This is a genomic window from Streptomyces sp. NPDC093984, assembly GCF_044764595.1.
Lineage (GTDB): Bacteria > Actinomycetota > Actinomycetes > Streptomycetales > Streptomycetaceae > Streptomyces > Streptomyces cynarae.
On record NZ_JBIWIM010000002.1, the window covers coordinates 927,469 to 943,049 of the forward strand.

General features: G+C 69.9%; 15 protein-coding genes. 10 read left to right on the forward strand and 5 right to left on the reverse strand.

The window, feature by feature from the left end:
* Positions 1–142 precede the first annotated feature (142 nt).
* Positions 143–487, forward strand: coding sequence for a DUF3817 domain-containing protein (locus tag ACIRC0_RS12045; protein ID WP_403614581.1), 345 nt, complete (start codon positions 143–145; stop codon positions 485–487).
* A complete protein-coding gene (locus tag ACIRC0_RS12050) occupies positions 484–780 on the forward strand; it encodes an MTH1187 family thiamine-binding protein (protein WP_403614584.1) in 297 nt (98 codons plus the stop codon). Before ACIRC0_RS12045 ends, ACIRC0_RS12050 begins: the two co-directional genes overlap by 4 nt.
* Positions 781–876: 96 nt before the next feature.
* Here the strand turns inward: ACIRC0_RS12050 and ACIRC0_RS12055 are convergent, their stop codons facing one another.
* Positions 877–1,308: an SRPBCC family protein gene (locus ACIRC0_RS12055; protein WP_403614587.1), complete on the reverse strand. Its 432-nt coding sequence runs from the start codon at positions 1,306–1,308 to the stop codon at positions 877–879.
* Between the two features lie 127 nt (positions 1,309–1,435).
* Between ACIRC0_RS12055 and ACIRC0_RS12060 the strand changes: the two genes are divergently transcribed.
* The 3 genes from ACIRC0_RS12060 to ACIRC0_RS12070 all read left to right on the forward strand — a co-directional run bounded on the left by ACIRC0_RS12060 (position 1,436) and on the right by ACIRC0_RS12070 (position 4,125).
* The gene (locus ACIRC0_RS12060) at positions 1,436–1,945 is read left to right on the forward strand and encodes a MarR family winged helix-turn-helix transcriptional regulator (RefSeq protein WP_403614590.1); all 510 of its coding nucleotides are present in this window, start codon (positions 1,436–1,438) and stop codon (positions 1,943–1,945) included.
* A gap of 65 nt (positions 1,946–2,010) precedes the next feature.
* The gene (locus ACIRC0_RS12065) at positions 2,011–2,349 is read left to right on the forward strand and encodes a DUF3817 domain-containing protein (protein WP_403614592.1); all 339 of its coding nucleotides are present in this window, start codon (positions 2,011–2,013) and stop codon (positions 2,347–2,349) included.
* Positions 2,350–2,424: 75 nt separating this feature from the next.
* Entirely contained in the window at positions 2,425–4,125 is a 1,701-nt protein-coding gene (locus ACIRC0_RS12070) for a methylmalonyl-CoA mutase (RefSeq protein ID WP_403614595.1), read from the forward strand.
* 112 nt (positions 4,126–4,237) lie between these two features.
* On the opposite strand, the gene ACIRC0_RS12075 is transcribed toward ACIRC0_RS12070, so the two are convergent.
* Complete coding sequence (locus ACIRC0_RS12075) at positions 4,238–4,867, reverse strand: TetR/AcrR family transcriptional regulator (protein WP_403614597.1); 630 nt, start codon at positions 4,865–4,867, stop codon at positions 4,238–4,240.
* Positions 4,868–5,146: 279 nt separating this feature from the next.
* Here ACIRC0_RS12075 and ACIRC0_RS12080 point away from each other — a divergent pair, with 279 nt between their 5' ends.
* From ACIRC0_RS12080 to ACIRC0_RS12095, 4 genes are all read left to right on the forward strand, one after another.
* Positions 5,147–6,121 (forward strand): tetratricopeptide repeat protein, encoded by a 975-nt coding sequence (locus tag ACIRC0_RS12080; RefSeq protein WP_403614600.1) that lies wholly within the window; start codon positions 5,147–5,149, stop codon positions 6,119–6,121.
* Between the two features lie 620 nt (positions 6,122–6,741).
* Positions 6,742–7,398 carry a DUF6230 family protein gene (locus ACIRC0_RS12085; RefSeq protein ID WP_403614603.1) on the forward strand — a complete coding sequence of 219 codons (657 nt, stop codon included), beginning with the start codon at positions 6,742–6,744 and terminating at the stop codon, positions 7,396–7,398.
* Between the two features lie 126 nt (positions 7,399–7,524).
* A complete protein-coding gene (locus tag ACIRC0_RS12090; RefSeq protein ID WP_403614606.1) occupies positions 7,525–8,061 on the forward strand; it encodes a DUF6114 domain-containing protein in 537 nt (178 codons plus the stop codon).
* The gene (locus tag ACIRC0_RS12095) at positions 8,051–9,385 is read left to right on the forward strand and encodes a hypothetical protein (RefSeq protein WP_403614607.1); all 1,335 of its coding nucleotides are present in this window, start codon (positions 8,051–8,053) and stop codon (positions 9,383–9,385) included. Before ACIRC0_RS12090 ends, ACIRC0_RS12095 begins: the two co-directional genes overlap by 11 nt.
* A gap of 77 nt (positions 9,386–9,462) precedes the next feature.
* Here the strand turns inward: ACIRC0_RS12095 and pyk are convergent, their stop codons facing one another.
* The 3 genes from pyk to pta form a co-directional block, all read right to left on the reverse strand.
* Positions 9,463–10,893: a pyruvate kinase gene (pyk, locus tag ACIRC0_RS12100; protein WP_403614609.1), complete on the reverse strand. Its 1,431-nt coding sequence runs from the start codon at positions 10,891–10,893 to the stop codon at positions 9,463–9,465.
* A gap of 97 nt (positions 10,894–10,990) precedes the next feature.
* Positions 10,991–12,211 (reverse strand): acetate kinase, encoded by a 1,221-nt coding sequence (locus tag ACIRC0_RS12105; protein WP_403614611.1) that lies wholly within the window; start codon positions 12,209–12,211, stop codon positions 10,991–10,993.
* Positions 12,208–14,298, reverse strand: a complete 2,091-nt coding sequence (pta, locus tag ACIRC0_RS12110; RefSeq protein WP_403614613.1) for a phosphate acetyltransferase — start codon at positions 14,296–14,298, stop codon at positions 12,208–12,210. Before pta ends, ACIRC0_RS12105 begins: the two co-directional genes overlap by 4 nt.
* A gap of 252 nt (positions 14,299–14,550) precedes the next feature.
* Between pta and ACIRC0_RS12115 the strand changes: the two genes are divergently transcribed.
* Positions 14,551–15,576 carry an ATP-dependent 6-phosphofructokinase gene (locus tag ACIRC0_RS12115; protein WP_403614616.1) on the forward strand — a complete coding sequence of 342 codons (1,026 nt, stop codon included), beginning with the start codon at positions 14,551–14,553 and terminating at the stop codon, positions 15,574–15,576.
* The last annotated feature ends 5 nt before the right edge of the window (positions 15,577–15,581 follow it).

Sequence of the window (15,581 nt, forward strand, 5' to 3'; positions counted from 1 at the left end):
GGGGATGAGTCGGCGTGTCGCCGACACCCCGTACCCCCGTGCCCGGCCCGCCGCGTCCCGGATGTCACAATGGGCGGGCGCTTGTGCGTGCGTTCACAAAGCGCCCGCCCCTTCCGGACGAACCTCCCACCGAAGGTGACCCGTGGACATAAAGACCGCCACCGCCCTCCGCCGGCTCCGCCTGGTCTCGGCCCCCGAGGCCGTCTCCTTCCTGCTGCTGCTCGTCTGCTCGGTACTGAAGCGCACCACCGACTTCAACGCCGTGCCCGTGATGGGCTCGATCCACGGCGTCCTGTTCATCCTGTACGTGCTCTTCTGGGCGGACGCCTGGAACCGCACCAAGTGGCCGCTGAAGGCCGCCGCCGTCTACTTCGTCCTCTCGGTGCTGCCGACCGGCGGCTTCTTCGCCGAGCGCAAGCTGCGCCGCGAGGCCGAGGACGCGGTCATCGCGGCCCGCGCCCGCAAGGAAGGGGTCGTGAACGCGTGATCGTCGCCTTCTCCGTGACGCCGCTGGGCGTCGGCGAGGACGTGGGGGAGTACGTCGCCGAAGCCGTCCGGGTCGTACGGGAATCCGGTCTGCCGAACCGCACCGACGCCATGTTCACCTCGATCGAGGGGGAGTGGGACGAGGTGATGGAGGTGGTGAGGCGTGCCGTCGCGGTGGTCGAGGAGCGGGCGCCGCGTGTCTCCGTGGTCCTCAAGGCGGACATCCGCCCGGGCGTGACGGACGGCCTCACCTCCAAGGTGGAGACGGTGGAGCGGCACCTGGCCGGAGGGTGAGGCGCCGCCGCCCGACGACGGAAGGCGCAACCCCGGCCCCAGGGCCGGGGTTTTCTTCACGCCCGCCCTTGCGGGACCGTGCCGAAGGACTCTCGCTCAGCTGCTCTGCTCCACGTACTCCTTGAAGTGCTCCAGATCGCTGCGCACCAGCCGTTCGATGGCGCTCGCCTGGGCGAAGCCCCTCGGACCGCCGAACGTCTCCCTGACCGCGCCCGGGTCGTATGCGAGCCGGGCCTGCACCCGGGTGTGGTCGCTGTCGATCGACTGCAGTGAGAAGGAGCCCTTCAGCTCGGGCTCGCCCGTGGTGCGCCACTCCATCACGCGTTCCCCGCCGCGGTCGGAGACCTCCGCCTCGATCTCCCGGGCCCGGCCGCCCGCCTCGACGTCCAGATGCGCCCGGCCGCCCGCCTCCGTGCGGGCGTCCCGCAGTCCGTCCACGAAGCGCGGATAATTCTCCACCCGGTGCAGGCTCTCCCAGGCCGTGTCGATCGGGACTCCCACATCGACGTGTTCTTCGAGGGTGCTCATGGCTGACCTCCGCGTTCGGTTCGCCCCCCTCCTGCCTTCTGCTTCCAGTGTGCGCCCGGCGACAGCCCGTGGACCGAAAAGCGAGACGGGGCTGACCAGCATGTGACCGGCCGGTAAGGTCGATGGCGTGCCGAAGCCCCTCAGTCTGTCCTTCGACCCCATCGCCCGCGCCGACGAGCACTGGAAGCAGCGGTGGGGAAACGTGCCGTCCATGGCCGCGATCACCTCGATCATGCGGGCGCAGCAGATCCTGCTGGCCGAGGTCGACGCGGTGGTGAAACCGTACGGACTGACCTTCGCGCGCTACGAGGCGCTGGTACTGCTCACCTTCTCCAAGGCGGGCGAGCTGCCCATGTCCAAGATCGGCGAGCGGCTCATGGTGCACCCCACGTCGGTCACCAACACAGTGGACCGCCTGGTCAGGTCCGGTCTGGTCGCCAAGCGGCCCAACCCCAACGACGGCCGCGGCACCCTGGCCTCCATCACCGACAAGGGCCGCGAGGTCTGCGACGCGGCCACCCGGGACCTGATGGCGATGGACTTCGGGCTCGGCTGCTACGACGCGGAGGAGTGCGGCGAGATCTTCGCGATGCTGCGTCCGCTGCGCATCGCCGCGGGGGACTTCAAGGAGGGCTGACCGGCGGTCGTACGGCGCCGGGGGTGCCGGAAGATCGACGCAAACCGGCCGTTACGCTCGGAGCCATGAAAAAGAGCGTGCTGACCCGCTACCGCGTGATGGCCTACGTCACCGGTGTGCTGCTGGTCCTGCTGACCCTCGGCGTCATCGCCAAGTACATCCTCGACGTGAACGGCGCCTCCGACTTCACCCGCGTCGTCGGCATCGCCCACGGCTGGCTGTACGTCATCTACCTGGTCTTCGCGTTCGACCTGGGCTCGAAGGCCAAGTGGCCGGTCGGCAAGCAGCTGTGGGTCCTGCTCGCGGGGACGATCCCGACGGCCGCCTTCTTCGTGGAGCGCAAGGTCACCCACGAGCTCGAGTCGAAGATCGCGGAGGACGCTCCCGCGGTCGCGAAGGCGTAGCGGACACCGCCGTACGGAAGCCGTACGGCGGTCTGCCGTCGACATTTACTTGGACGTCCTAGTAAATTCGGGGGTATGGACGCTGACGCCATCGAGGAGGGCCGCCGACGCTGGCAGGCCCGGTACGACGCCTCACGCAAGCGCGAGGCCGATTTCACGACGCTCTCCGGCGATCCCGTGGAGCCTGTGTACGGGCCCCGGTCCGGAGACACGTACGAGGGTTTCGAGCGGATCGGCTGGCCCGGTGAGTACCCCTTCACCCGCGGCCTGTACCCGACCGGCTACCGGGGGCGGACCTGGACCATCCGCCAGTTCGCCGGGTTCGGCAACGCCGAGCAGACGAACGAGCGCTACAAGATGATTCTGGACGCCGGCGGCGGAGGCCTGAGCGTCGCCTTCGACATGCCGACCCTCATGGGCCGCGACTCCGACGACCCGCGTTCGCTCGGCGAGGTCGGGCACTGCGGCGTCGCGATCGACTCGGCCGCAGACATGGAGGTCCTGTTCAAGGACATCCCCCTCGGCGACGTCACCACCTCGATGACGATCAGCGGGCCGGCGGTCCCCGTCTTCTGCATGTACCTGGTCGCCGCCGAGCGCCAGGGCGTGGACCCCTCCGTGCTCAACGGCACGCTCCAGACCGACATCTTCAAGGAGTACATCGCCCAGAAGGAGTGGCTCTTCCAGCCCGAGCCGCATCTGCGCCTCATCGGCGACCTGATGGAGCACTGCGCGTCCCGCATCCCCGCCTACAAGCCGCTGTCCGTCTCCGGCTACCACATCCGGGAGGCGGGCGCGACGGCCGCGCAGGAGCTGGCGTACACGCTCGCCGACGGGTTCGGGTACGTGGAGCTGGGGCTCAGCCGCGGGCTCGACGTGAACGTGTTCGCGCCGGGCCTGTCCTTCTTCTTCGACGCGCACGTCGATTTCTTCGAGGAGATCGCCAAGTTCCGCGCGGCGCGGCGCATCTGGGCGCGCTGGATGCGGGACGTGTACGGGGCGACGAGCGAGAAGGCGCAGTGGCTGCGCTTCCACACGCAGACGGCCGGGGTCTCGCTGACCGCGCAGCAGCCGTACAACAACGTGGTGCGTACGGCGGTGGAGGCGCTGGCGGCGGTGCTCGGCGGCACCAACTCCCTGCACACCAACGCCCTGGACGAGACGCTCGCGCTGCCGTCCGAGCAGGCGGCGGAGATCGCGCTGCGGACCCAGCAGGTGCTGATGGAGGAGACCGGGGTCGCCAACGTGGCCGATCCGCTGGGCGGTTCCTGGTACGTGGAGCAGCTGACGGACCGGATCGAGGCGGACGCGGAGAAGATCTTCGAGCAGATCAAGGAGCGGGGCCTCAGGGCCCACCCCGACGGGCAGCACCCGATCGGGCCGATGACCTCCGGGATCCTGCGGGGCATCGAGGACGGGTGGTTCACCGGGGAGATCGCGGAGTCCGCGTTCCGGTACCAGCAGGCGCTGGAGAAGGGCGACAAGAAGGTGGTGGGCGTGAACGTCCACACCGGGTCGGTCACCGGGGACCTGGAGATCCTTCGGGTCAGCCATGAGGTGGAGCGGGAGCAGGTGCGGGTGCTGGGCGCCCGGCGGGCGGCGCGGGACGAGGCGGCGGTTCGCTCCGCTCTGGACGTGATGCTGGCTGCGGCGCGCGACGGCTCCAACATGATCGAGCCGATGCTGAACGCCGTACGCGCGGAGGCGACCCTGGGGGAGATCTGCGGCGTGCTGCGGGACGAGTGGGGGGTGTACACGGAGCCGGCCGGTTTCTAGGCGCGGGTGGGCGGGGGTGGCGGTTGTCCGGGTTCGCCCGCGCCGCCCCTGCCCGTCCCGTCCCTGGGGGCTGCGCCCCCGAACCCCCGCTTCGGGCTGAACGGCCTCGTCCTCAAGCGCCGGACGAGCCGTCGGCGGTCAGCCCCAGCAACAGGACTCGGGTGAAGCTCCGCACCCATTCCTCGTCCGCCGGGCGGGCGCTCACCAGGGTGCGGTGGACCACCGCGCCTGCCACCATGTCGAAGATCAGGTCGGCCGTGCGGGCCGTCTCCTCCGGGTCGGTCTCGGGGGGCAGCTCCCCGCGGGCCGTCGCGCGGGCGCGGCCCGCCAGGACCAGGCGTTTCTGGCGGTCGACGATCAAGGCGCGGATCCGTTCGCGCAGGGCGTCGTCCCGGGTGGACTCCGCCACCACCGCCATCAGGCCGCTCTTGGCCTCCGGTCGGTCCAGGATCGCCGCGAACTGCAGCACCACGCCCTCGATGTCCGCGGCCAGGCTGCCCCGGTCGGGCAGCTCCAGCTCGTCGAAGAGTTCGGCCACCGCGTCGACCACGAGCTCGTTCTTGCCCGCCCAGCGGCGGTAGAGGGTCGTCTTCGCCACCCCCGCCCGTGTCGCCACGTCTCCCAGCGTGAGCTTCGACCAGCCCAGCTCGACCAGCGCCTCGCGCGTGGCCTGCAGGATCGCGGCGTCCGCCGCGGCGCTGCGGGGGCGCCCCGGTCGGCCGGCTGACGGGCTGCTCTGCATGTCAGTGACCATATCCGGCCCCGTCGATGGCGATATCCGTGCGTCGTGTGAAGTGGTGAGGGAGATCACCGGCGGACTGGTCACAACCACCCCCGGAGGCAGTTACGCTACGACTCGTAGCGAAAGCGTGCGCGCGCACCGGGCGTGCCGTGTTCGCGAGCGACGACCACTGGCGCCGGGTGGGGACCCGGCCACGGAGCACCACCCGCCGGGGGCGGTCCCGGGCACGGCTTTGACCATGCTTTTCACAGCGGCGTACGGAAGGGGGAGGATGTACTCATGCAGCCACGGAACATGTCCATGAGCGGAGTCGTCGACCTCGCCGCGGTGAAGGCAGCCCAGGAGGCGAAGGCGAAGGCGGAGCAGGCGCGCGCCGAAGCGGCCCGGCAGGGCGGGGGAGGGGCGGTCTCCCCGGCCGACCTCGTCATCGACGTCGACGAGGCGGGGTTCGAGCGCGACGTCCTGCAGCGGTCCACCGAGGTGCCCGTCGTCATCGACTTCTGGGCCGAGTGGTGCCAGCCCTGCAAGCAGCTGAGCCCGGTCCTGGAGCGGCTGGCCCTCGAGTACAGCGGCCGGTTCGTGCTCGCCAAGATCGACGTCGACGCCAACCAGATGCTGATGCAGCAGTTCGGCATCCAGGGGATCCCGGCCGTCTTCGCCGTCGTCGCCGGGCAGGCGCTGCCCCTCTTCCAGGGCGCCGCCCCCGAACAGCAGATCCGCGCGACCCTCGACCAGCTCGTCCAGGTCGCCGAGCAGCGCTTCGGCCTGACCGGTCTGACCGTCGACCCCGACGCCGAGCCGGGCGCCGCCCAGCCGGCCCCTCAGGCCCCGGTGGGCCCTTATGACGCGGCGCTCGAAGCGGCCGTGGAGGCGCTGGACGCGGGCGACTTGGGCGGCGCGATCCAGGCGTACAAGAACGTGCTGAGCGACGACCCGGGCAACACGGAGGCCAAACTGGGCCTCGCCCAGGCCGAGTTGCTGCAGCGGGTGCAGGGGGCCGACCCGCAGCAGGTGCGCAAGGAGGCCGCGGAGAAGCCCGGTGACGTGGCGGCACAGATCGCCGCGGCCGACCTGGATCTGGTGGGCGGACACGTGGAGGACGCGTTCGGGCGGCTCATCGAGACGGTGCGGCGCACGGCGGGGGACGACCGGGACGCCGCACGGCTGCGGCTGCTGGAACTCTTCGAGGTGGTGGGCGCCGACGACCCGCGTGTGGCGGCGGCGCGGAGGGCCCTCGCGAGGGCCTTGTTCTGACCAGTCGCTAAACGCCCGGGGTTGTGATGCCCGGGTGAAAGATTTGCCGACAGAGGTTGACGGCGGTCGCGCTTTACCAAATCTTGGTAATCGCGGCCGCTGTTACTGCGAGTAAGGCGAGCCCGTTGTTCTGTCGGGTTCTGTCCGCTCTTCAACCGTTTCGCCATCTCCCTTTGTGCCACGAAGAGTTGCCGGGCGATGCCGGGTGGTCGTCGGGCGGTTATCCGGCCGTTACTAGTGAGTAACGAACCCCCTTGCGGGGGCGGCGAGAATGCACCACGATCGGCCACGCTCGGTCCATCGCCGTACCCGACACCCAGCCGGGGCAACGGCTTTTCGTGGATCCCCACCGAGCAGGAGCCGGCGGCAGTGGCGTCGGCTCCTGGACAGGGGGGTCTCCGCCGCGGCGGAGCCTGTCCGGAGGTTGTGCGTGATGCGTGTCAGGCGCGACCAGTGGTTGTCGCTCGGGGGTGATCGCCGGTGATTGGGGCGCGGTTCGCGCCTCCGAGCGCGGGCGCTCTCCTTCCCGAGGACGTAGCACTTCTCCCATCCCTGCCCGGCCAGGCCGCCGACCGGCAGCAAGCCGGGATCAGGAGATGTACGTCCGAGAAGGAGGAAATATGGAGTCCCAGGTGCGTGGCGGGACCAGATGGAAGCGGTTCGCTGTGGTCATGGTGCCCAGCGTCGCCGCGACAGCAGCAATAGGTGTCGCCCTCGCGCAGGGCGCTCTCGCCGCGTCGTTCAGCGTGTCGGGGCAGGATTTCAAGGTCAGTGCCGGGAAGCTGGTCGGCCACGGTTTCACCCAGTACGGCGCTCTCGACACGGGCAAGGGTCTGGACGGCAAGGACCAGGCGCACCCGGTGGCGATCTCGGCGTTCAACAACGCCACCATCACCAAGATGTGCCAGTCCGTGGTCACCCCGATCCCGTTCCTGGACAAGTCGGTCACCCTGAAGCTGACCGCGGGTGACAAGGGAACGGACGTCGAGGCGGAACAGCTCTACATCGACGTCGCCAACCTCGACGCGAAGACGGCTGATTTCAGCAACATCGACATCGGCGTCGCGGCCGGAAGCGTCACCAAGGGCCCGAAGCCCAAGGCCGACGAGTACAAGCAGCAGAAGACCAGCCCCTACGGGTTCGCCCAGCAGGCCGACGAGGCGGTGCTGACCGACGTGCACCAGACGGCGTGGGCGACCACCGCCGGCACGTTCAAGCTCGCCAACCTGCACATGGGACTGCAGTGGGGCAGCGGCGAGGGAATCGAGTGCTACTAGGCACTCGGTGACGGGCGAGGGAGCCACCGGTCTCCCCGCCCGTCGTCTCTCTGACCTCGTCCCCCGACCCACCCCCGCCGCAGGACCTCCCCTCACCACAGCAACACCGCTCCAGGGAGCTATTCGATGAACGCCGAGTCGCCCGCGCAGAACGAGCACTATCTCCGCGTCTTCCGGCAGCGCTTCCGCGACTGGCGGGGCGCCCGTCCGTTCTGGGCCGGACTCTTCGTCCTGTTCGGCGGCTTCCCGATCATGTACTTCCCCTACGCGCACATAAAGATCGGTGCGCTCACGGTGGCGATGGCGACCACCGCGGGGGCGGGCTCCCTGATCATCGGCGTGCTCCTCGTCGTCCTGGGCCTGACCCTCTGGTTCCAGCAGCACGTACGGGTCTTCGCGGGCGTCGCGGCGATCCTGCTGGCACTGGTGTCCATTCCGGTGTCCAACTTCGGTGGTTTCGTCGTCGGATTCCTGTTTGCCCTCATCGGTGGGGCGATGGCCGTGGCGTGGGCGCCAGGTGTACCGCCCGAGCCGCAGGCGGTGCAGGAGGACGGCCTGGGCGAGGGTGGCGCCCCCGGGGCCGTGGACGGGATGGGCGAGGCGAACCATCTGTCAGGAACGAGCCCGGCCAACGGGACGAACGGGAGGCACAGTGCCGGCTGACGAGGTGACCCACGGGACGGACGTGGACGCGTCCCGTGTGAGAACCGGGCCGCGCCACGCGGCCCCCAGGAAGCCGCTGTTCACCAGGTTCCACATGCCGGCCGGGAAGGCGATAGCCCTGGCGGCGATGCCGACGGCGGTCCTCATGGGAATGGGGCTCACGCCGACGCTCGCCAGTGCCGCCGACCACTCGCCGTCGTCCAACAGCCTGACGGTCGACGAGTACCAGAAGTGCGTGGAGGCCCTGGACAACTCCAAGGACGCCTCGGCCTCGCCGTCGCCGTCGTCGTCCGCTTCGGCGAGCCCCTCCAAGTCCACCGGCACGCCGGAGCCGACGTCCTCGGCGTCCCCGGCGGCGAGTGCTGGGAAGGCCTCGGGCAGGACGTCGGACACGACCTCTTCGCCGGATTCAGGTTCCGGCGACAAGGCCGCGCCCACGCCGTCCAAGAGCGCGTCCGGGACGTCGTCGGGCGGCGGTGCGTCCGCACCGACCCCCTCGGCCTCCGCGAGCGGCGGGAACCTGCTGGAGACGATCGGCGACGCCATCACGGGCGTCCTCACCGGCGGCTCCGGATCCGGTGCCGGCTCGTCCGCGAGCCCCTCCGCCACGCCGTCCCCCTCGGCCTCGGCGTCCGCCACGAAGGGCACCGACGCGCCGAAGGACCTGTCCGGCACCGTCAAGGACACGACCGGGAAGGTCACCGGCACGGTCGAGGACACCGTGAAGGGCGCGACGGACACGGCGTCGAAGGCGGCCTCCCAGGTGACCAAGGCGGCGGGCGACACCGTCAAGGCGGCCGAGTCCGCGGCCGCGAGCCCGTCCCCGAGTTCCAGCACGTCCGCCGAGGACTGCCCGGCGGCGACCGACGACGAAGGCGGCGTCGAGAAGATCGTGGCCCTGCCGGACAAGCCGTGGCACCTTGAGGCCAGCTCGCTGACCCTCAGGGGCGCGGACTACCAGGGCGTGGTCAAGGTGCGCACCGCGAGCGGCACGGTCAAGCGCGTCCTGAAGTACGTCATCTCCGACGGCACCATCATCGGTGACCTGCACCAGCTGGTCGACGGCCCCAACGGCGTGACCTACCACGTCCAGTCCGCCAAGGGCATGGACTCCACGATCACCGGTGGCAAGACGGTGATGTACACGGAGAGCATCTCCGGCAACCTGCTGGGTCTGGTCCACGTCACGTTCACCCCCGACAGCCCGCCGCCGCTGAACATCCCGTTCATCTACATGACCAACGTGAAGGTGACCCAGGCCGGCCAGTTCGGTGGAACGCTGACCATCCCGGGTATGCACCAGTACGTCACCGGCGCGAACTGAGCGCCCCTGAAAACCCGTTCGGGAGCCGCACACAGAGGGCGCCCCCCGCCGCACGGCAGGGGGCGCCCTCGCGTGTGTCAGTTGCGCCCGCCCTCGCCCAGGTGGTGGACGCGGACCATGTTCGTGGTGCCGGGGACGCCGGGCGGGGAGCCGGCGGTGATCACCACGATGTCGCCCTCGTTGAACCGGTTGAGCTTGACCATCTCCTGGTCGACCAGCTCCACCATCTCGTCGGTGCTGTTCACGAACGGCACGATGTGCGACTCCACGCCCCAGCTCAGCGTGAGCTGGTTGCGGGTCGACTCGTCCGTGGTGAACGCCAGGATCGGCTGGGCCGCGCGGTAGCGGGACAGCCGGCGGGCGGTGTCGCCGGACTGGGTGAAGGCCACCAGGCCCTTGCCGCCGAGGAAGTCCGCGATCTCGGCCGCGGCGCGCGCCACCGAACCGCCCTGTGTGCGCGGCTTCTTGCCCGGGACCAGCGGCTGCAGGCCCTTGGCGAGCAGCTCCTCCTCGGCCGCCTGGACGATCTTCGACATCGTCTTGACCGTCTCGATCGGGTACGCGCCCACGCTGGACTCGGCGGAGAGCATGACCGCGTCGGCGCCGTCCAGGATCGCGTTGGCCACGTCGGAGGCCTCGGCACGGGTCGGGCGGGAGTTGGTGATCATCGACTCCATCATCTGGGTCGCCACGATCACCGGCTTGGCGTTGCGGCGGCACAGCTCGATGAGCCGCTTCTGCACCATCGGGACCTTCTCGAGCGGGTACTCGACGGCCAGGTCGCCGCGGGCGACCATCACGCCGTCGAACGCCATCACGACGTCCTCCATGTTCGCCACCGCCTGCGGCTTCTCCACCTTGGCGATGACGGGGACGCGGCGGCCCTCCTCGTCCATGACGCGGTGGACGTCCTTGACGTCGTTGGCGTCCCGCACGAAGGACAGCGCGACCATGTCGCAGCCCATGCGCAGCGCGAACCGCAGGTCCTCGATGTCCTTCTCGGACAGCGCCGGCACGTTCACCGCGGCACCGGGCAGGTTGATGCCCTTGTGGTCGGAGATGACGCCGCCCTCGATGACGATCGTCCTCACCCGGGGACCCTCGACGTCCAGGACCTTCAGCTCGACGTTGCCGTCGTTGATCAGGATCTGGTCGCCCTTGGAGACGTCCCCCGGCAGGCCCTTGTACGTCGTGCCGCAGATCGACTTGTCGCCCGGCACGTCCTCGGTGGTGATGGTGAACTCGTCACCGCGCACCAGCTCGACCGGACCCTCGGCGAAGGTCTCCAGGCGGATCTTCGGGCCCTGCAGGTCGGCGAGGACACCGATGGCCTTGCCGGTCTCGGCGGACGCGGCACGGACCCGGACGTACCGGCTCTCGTGCTCTTCGTGCGTGCCGTGGCTGAAGTTGAAGCGGGCCACATTCATGCCGGCTTCGATCAGCGAGACGAGCATCTCGTGGGAGTCGACCGCGGGGCCGAGAGTACAGACGATTTTCGAACGGCGCATGGGGCGATCCTATCGGTTTGTTTCGCTACGGAATATTCCGTCTGGCGGAAAATACAAATGGGCGGGTTCGCGCTCAGGCGAGAGCCGTCGAATTTCTTCAGTTGCCCTTTTCGGCGCCCTTGCCGACCAGTGCGTAGGTCTGCGTGGCGATCTCCAGTTCCTCGTCGGTCGGCACCACCGCGACCGCCACCCGCGCGGACGCGGGCGAGATCAGCCGCGGCTGGTCGCCGCGCACGGCGTTGAGGTCGCCGTCCACCGCAAGGCCCAGCCCCTCCAGGCCCGCGACGGCGGCCTGACGCACCGCGGCGGCGTTCTCGCCCACACCCGCCGTGAAGGCGACCGCGTCCACCCGGCCGAGTACCGCGTAATAGGCGCCGATGTACTTCTTCAGTCGATGGATGTAGATGTCGAAGGCGAGCCGCGCCTCCTCGTCGCCCTCGTCGATCCGCCGGCCGATCTCCCGCATGTCGTTGTCGCCGCACAGACCGAACAGACCGCTCCTCTTGTTGAGAAGAGTGTCGATCTCGTCCATGGACATTCCGCCAACACGCTGCAAATGGAAGATGACGGCCGGATCCAGGTCACCGGAGCGCGTCCCCATCACCAGACCCTCCAGGGGGGTGAGCCCCATGGAGGTGTCCACGCACTTCCCGCCCCTGACCGCCGAGGCGGACGCCCCGTTGCCCAGGTGGAGCACGATGACGTTGACGTCCTCCGGCGCCTTGCCCAGCAGCTTCGCGGTCGCCCGGGACACATACGCGTGCGAGGTCCCGTGGAACCCGTACCGCCGGATCCGGTGCCGGTCCGCGATCTTCGTGTCGATCGCGTAGCGCGCCGCGGACTCCGGCATCGTCGTGTGGAAGGCCGTGTCGAAGACGGCGACCTGCGGCAGGTCGGGGCGCAGCGCCATGGCCGTGCGGATGCCGGTGAGGTTGGCCGGGTTGTGCAGCGGCGCGACCGGGATCAGCCGCTCGATCTCGGTGAGAACGGCGTCGTCGATGACGGTGGGCTCGGTGAAGAACATGCCGCCGTGCACCACCCGGTGGCCGATGGCGGCGAGCTCCGGCGAGTCGACGCCCAGCCCGTCCCTGCCCAGCTCCTCGGCGACCGACTTCAGGGCGGCCTGGTGGTCGGCGATCGGCCCGTTCTGCTCCCGGGTGTCGCCCGTGGTGAGCGCCGTGTGCTTGATCCGCGAGGTCTGCTCGCCGATGCGCTCGACGAGGCCCACGGCCAGCCGGCTGCCGTCGCGCATGTCCAGCAGCTGGTACTTCACCGAGGACGAGCCGGAGTTGAGGACGAGGACACGGGTCGGGCTCACTGGGCGGTTGCCTTCTGCTCGGGGGTCTGGGCCTGGATCGCCGTGATGGCGACGGTGTTGACGATGTCGGAGACGAGGGCGCCCCGGGACAGGTCGTTGACGGGCTTGCGCAGGCCCTGCAGGACCGGTCCGACGGCGATCGCGCCGGCCGAGCGCTGCACGGCCTTGTAGGTGTTGTTGCCGGTGTTCAGGTCCGGGAAGATCAGCACCGACGCCTGCCCGGCGACCTCCGAGCCCGGCAGCTTGGTGGCCGCGACGCTGGGCTCGACGGCGGCGTCGTACTGGATCGGACCCTCGATCTTCAGATCGCTGCGGCGCTGCCGCACCAGCTCGGTGGCCTCGCGCACCTTGTCGACGTCGGCGCCGAAGCCGGAGCTGCCCGTGGAGTACGACAGCATCGCGATCCGCGGCTCCACCCCGAACTGCTCGGCGGTGGCGGCCGACTGGATGGCGATGTCGGCGAGCTGCTCGGCGTTCGGGTCCGGGTTCACGGCGCAGTCGCCGTAGACGAGGACCTTGTCGGCGAGGCACATGAAGAAGACCGAGCTGACGATCTTCGCGTCCGGCTTGGTCTTGATGATCTCGAAGGCGGGCCGGATGGTGGCGGCCGTGGAGTGCACGGACCCGGACACCATGCCGTCGGCGAGCCCCTCCTGGACCATCAGGGTGCCGAAGTAGTTCACGTCGGAGACGACGTCGTACGCCAGCTCGACCGTGACCCCCTTGTGGGCGCGCAGCGCCGCGTACTTCTCGGCGAAGGCGTCGCGCAGCTGAGAGGTGGCCGGGTCGATCAGCTGCGAGTCGCCGAGGTCGATGCCGAGGTCGGCGGCCTTCTTGCGGATCTGGTCGACGGGCCCGAGCAGCGTGAGGTCGCACACCCCGCGGCGCAGCAGCACCTCGGCGGCGTGCAGCACCCGCTCCTCGGTGCCCTCCGGGAGGACCACCCGGCGCTTGTCGGTGCGAGCCTGCTCCAGCAGCTTGTGCTCGAACATCATCGGCGTGAGCCGGTCGCTGCTCGGCGCGGACACCCGCTTGTTCAGGTCCACGGTGTCGACGTACCGCTCGAAGAGCCCGAGCGCCCGCTCCGCCTTGCGCGGGGTGGCCGCGTTCAGCTTGCCCTCCATGGAGGAGAGCTGCTCGGCGGTGGGGAAGCTGGTGCCGGAGACCGAGAGCACCGGGGTGCCCGGCGCGAGGCGCGCGGCGAGGGCGAGGACCTCGTCGCGGGGCACCTCGTTCAGCGTCAGCAGCACGCCCGCGATCGGCGGGGTCCCGGCGCTGTGCGCGGCCAGCGAGCCCACGACGAGGTCCGCACGGTCGCCCGGGGTGACCACCAGACAACCCGGGGTCAGGGCGGCGAGGAAGTTCGGCAGCATGGCGCCGCCGAAGACGAAGTCGAGGGCGTCGCGCGCGAGGCCCGAGTCGTCGCCGAGCAGCACCTTGGCGCCGAGGGCGTGGGCGATCTGGGCCACGGTCGGCGCCGAGAGGGCGGGCTCGTCGGGGAGCACGTAACAGGGCACCGGGAGCCGGGAGTCGAGCCCTTCGGCGATCTCGTCGCGGTCCTCGCGGGCCACCCGGTTGACGACCATGGCGAGAACATCGCAGCCCAGCCCCTCGTAGGCGCGGTAGGCGTTCGCCGTCTCGGCGCGCACCGACTCCGCGGTCTGCCGGCGCCCGCCCACGACCGGGATCACCGACGCCCCGAACTCGTTGGCGAGCCGGGCGTTCAGGGACAGCTCGTCCGGGAGCTGGGTGTCGGCGAAGTCGGTGCCGAGGACGAGGACGACCTCGTAGTCGCGGGCCACCGCGTGGAACCGGTCGACCAGTGTGGACACCAGCTCGTCCGCGCCGCGCTCGGCCTGGAGCGCGGCCGCCTCCTGGTAGCCCATGCCGTACACGGTCGCCGGGTCCTGGGCCAGCCGGTACCGGGCGCGCAGCAGCTCGAAGAGGCGGTCGGGGCCGTCGTGGACGAGCGGACGGAAGACGCCGACCCGGTCGACCTGCCGGGTCAGGAGCTCCATGACTCCCAGCTCGACGACCTGGCGGCCGTCGCCGCGGTCGATCCCGGTCACGTACACGCAGCGCGTCACGCGTGCTCTCCGTTTCGTCTCTCGAGGGGGGTGGTCTTGACCGATTCCGAATGCTTTTGTGGAGTTCTGCGGAGGCTGAAAATCCTCCATGCGGGTGAGCAGAACCCTCTTGACAATACCCCTGGGCGCGGATAAGGCGCCCCTCAGGTACCAGGGATCAAGGGTGGATATGCGCGATCGGCACCGGCCTGTGAGCCGTGAAACAATCGGACTGGCTCACCGGTATCGACAGCGAGCAGGAGACACAGCACGATGCGCATCGGAGTACTCACCGCAGGCGGCGACTGCCCGGGCCTGAACGCAGTGATCCGGTCGGTCGTGCACCGAGCGGTAGCGCAGTACGGCGACGAGGTCATCGGCTTCGAGGACGGCTACCGGGGCCTGCTCGACGGCCACTACCGCACCCTCGACCTCGACGCCGTGAGCGGCATCCTCGCCCGTGGCGGCACCATTCTCGGCTCCTCCCGGCTGGAGCGCGACCGGCTGCGCGAGGCCTGCGAGAACGCCTCGGACATGATCCGCGACTTCGGCATCGACGCCCTGATCCCGATCGGCGGCGAGGGCACCCTGACGGCGGCGCGCATGCTCTCCGACGCGGGCCTGCCGGTCGTCGGCGTGCCCAAGACGATCGACAACGACATCTCCTCCACGGACCGCACCTTCGGCTTCGACACCGCGGTCACCGTGGCCTCCGAGGCCATGGACCGCCTGAAGACGACGGCCGAGTCCCACCAGCGCGTGATGGTCGTGGAGGTCATGGGCCGCCACGCCGGCTGGATCGCCCTGGAGTCGGGCATGGCGGCCGGCGCCCACGGCATCTGCCTCCCCGAGCGCCCCTTCGACCCGGCCGACCTGGTCAAGATGGTCGAGGAACGCTTCGCCCGCGGCAAGAAGTTCGCGGTGGTCTGCGTCGCCGAGGGCGCCCACCCCGCCGAGGGCACCATGGACTACAGCAAGGGCGCGATCGACCAGTACGGCCACGAGCGCTTCCAGGGCATCGGCACGGCCCTCGCGTACGAGCTGGAGCGGCGGCTCGGCAAGGAGGCCAAGCCGGTCATCCTCGGCCACGTCCAGCGCGGTGGCGTACCGACCGCCTACGACCGGGTGCTCGCCACCCGCTTCGGCTGGCACGCGGTCGAGGCGGCGCACCGCGGTGAGTTCGGCAGGATGACGGCGCTGCGCGGCACCGACGTGGTGATGGTGCCGCTGGCGGAGGCGGTGACCGAGCTGAAGACGGTGCCGAAGGACCGGATGGACGAGGCGGAATCGGTCTTCTAGAACAC

Coding starts and splice junctions, on each gene's coding strand:
- ACIRC0_RS12055 (WP_403614587.1), bottom strand. CDS start 1,308: ATGAGCACCCTCGAAGAACACGTCGATGTGGGAGTCCCGATCGACACG.
- ACIRC0_RS12065 (WP_403614592.1), top strand. CDS start 2,011: ATGAAAAAGAGCGTGCTGACCCGCTACCGCGTGATGGCCTACGTCACC.
- ACIRC0_RS12070 (WP_403614595.1), top strand. CDS start 2,425: ATGGACGCTGACGCCATCGAGGAGGGCCGCCGACGCTGGCAGGCCCGG.
- ACIRC0_RS12075 (WP_403614597.1), bottom strand. CDS start 4,867: ATGCAGAGCAGCCCGTCAGCCGGCCGACCGGGGCGCCCCCGCAGCGCC.
- ACIRC0_RS12080 (WP_403614600.1), top strand. CDS start 5,147: ATGCAGCCACGGAACATGTCCATGAGCGGAGTCGTCGACCTCGCCGCG.
- ACIRC0_RS12085 (WP_403614603.1), top strand. CDS start 6,742: ATGGAGTCCCAGGTGCGTGGCGGGACCAGATGGAAGCGGTTCGCTGTG.
- ACIRC0_RS12090 (WP_403614606.1), top strand. CDS start 7,525: ATGAACGCCGAGTCGCCCGCGCAGAACGAGCACTATCTCCGCGTCTTC.
- pyk (WP_403614609.1), bottom strand. CDS start 10,893: ATGCGCCGTTCGAAAATCGTCTGTACTCTCGGCCCCGCGGTCGACTCC.
- ACIRC0_RS12115 (WP_403614616.1), top strand. CDS start 14,551: ATGCGCATCGGAGTACTCACCGCAGGCGGCGACTGCCCGGGCCTGAAC.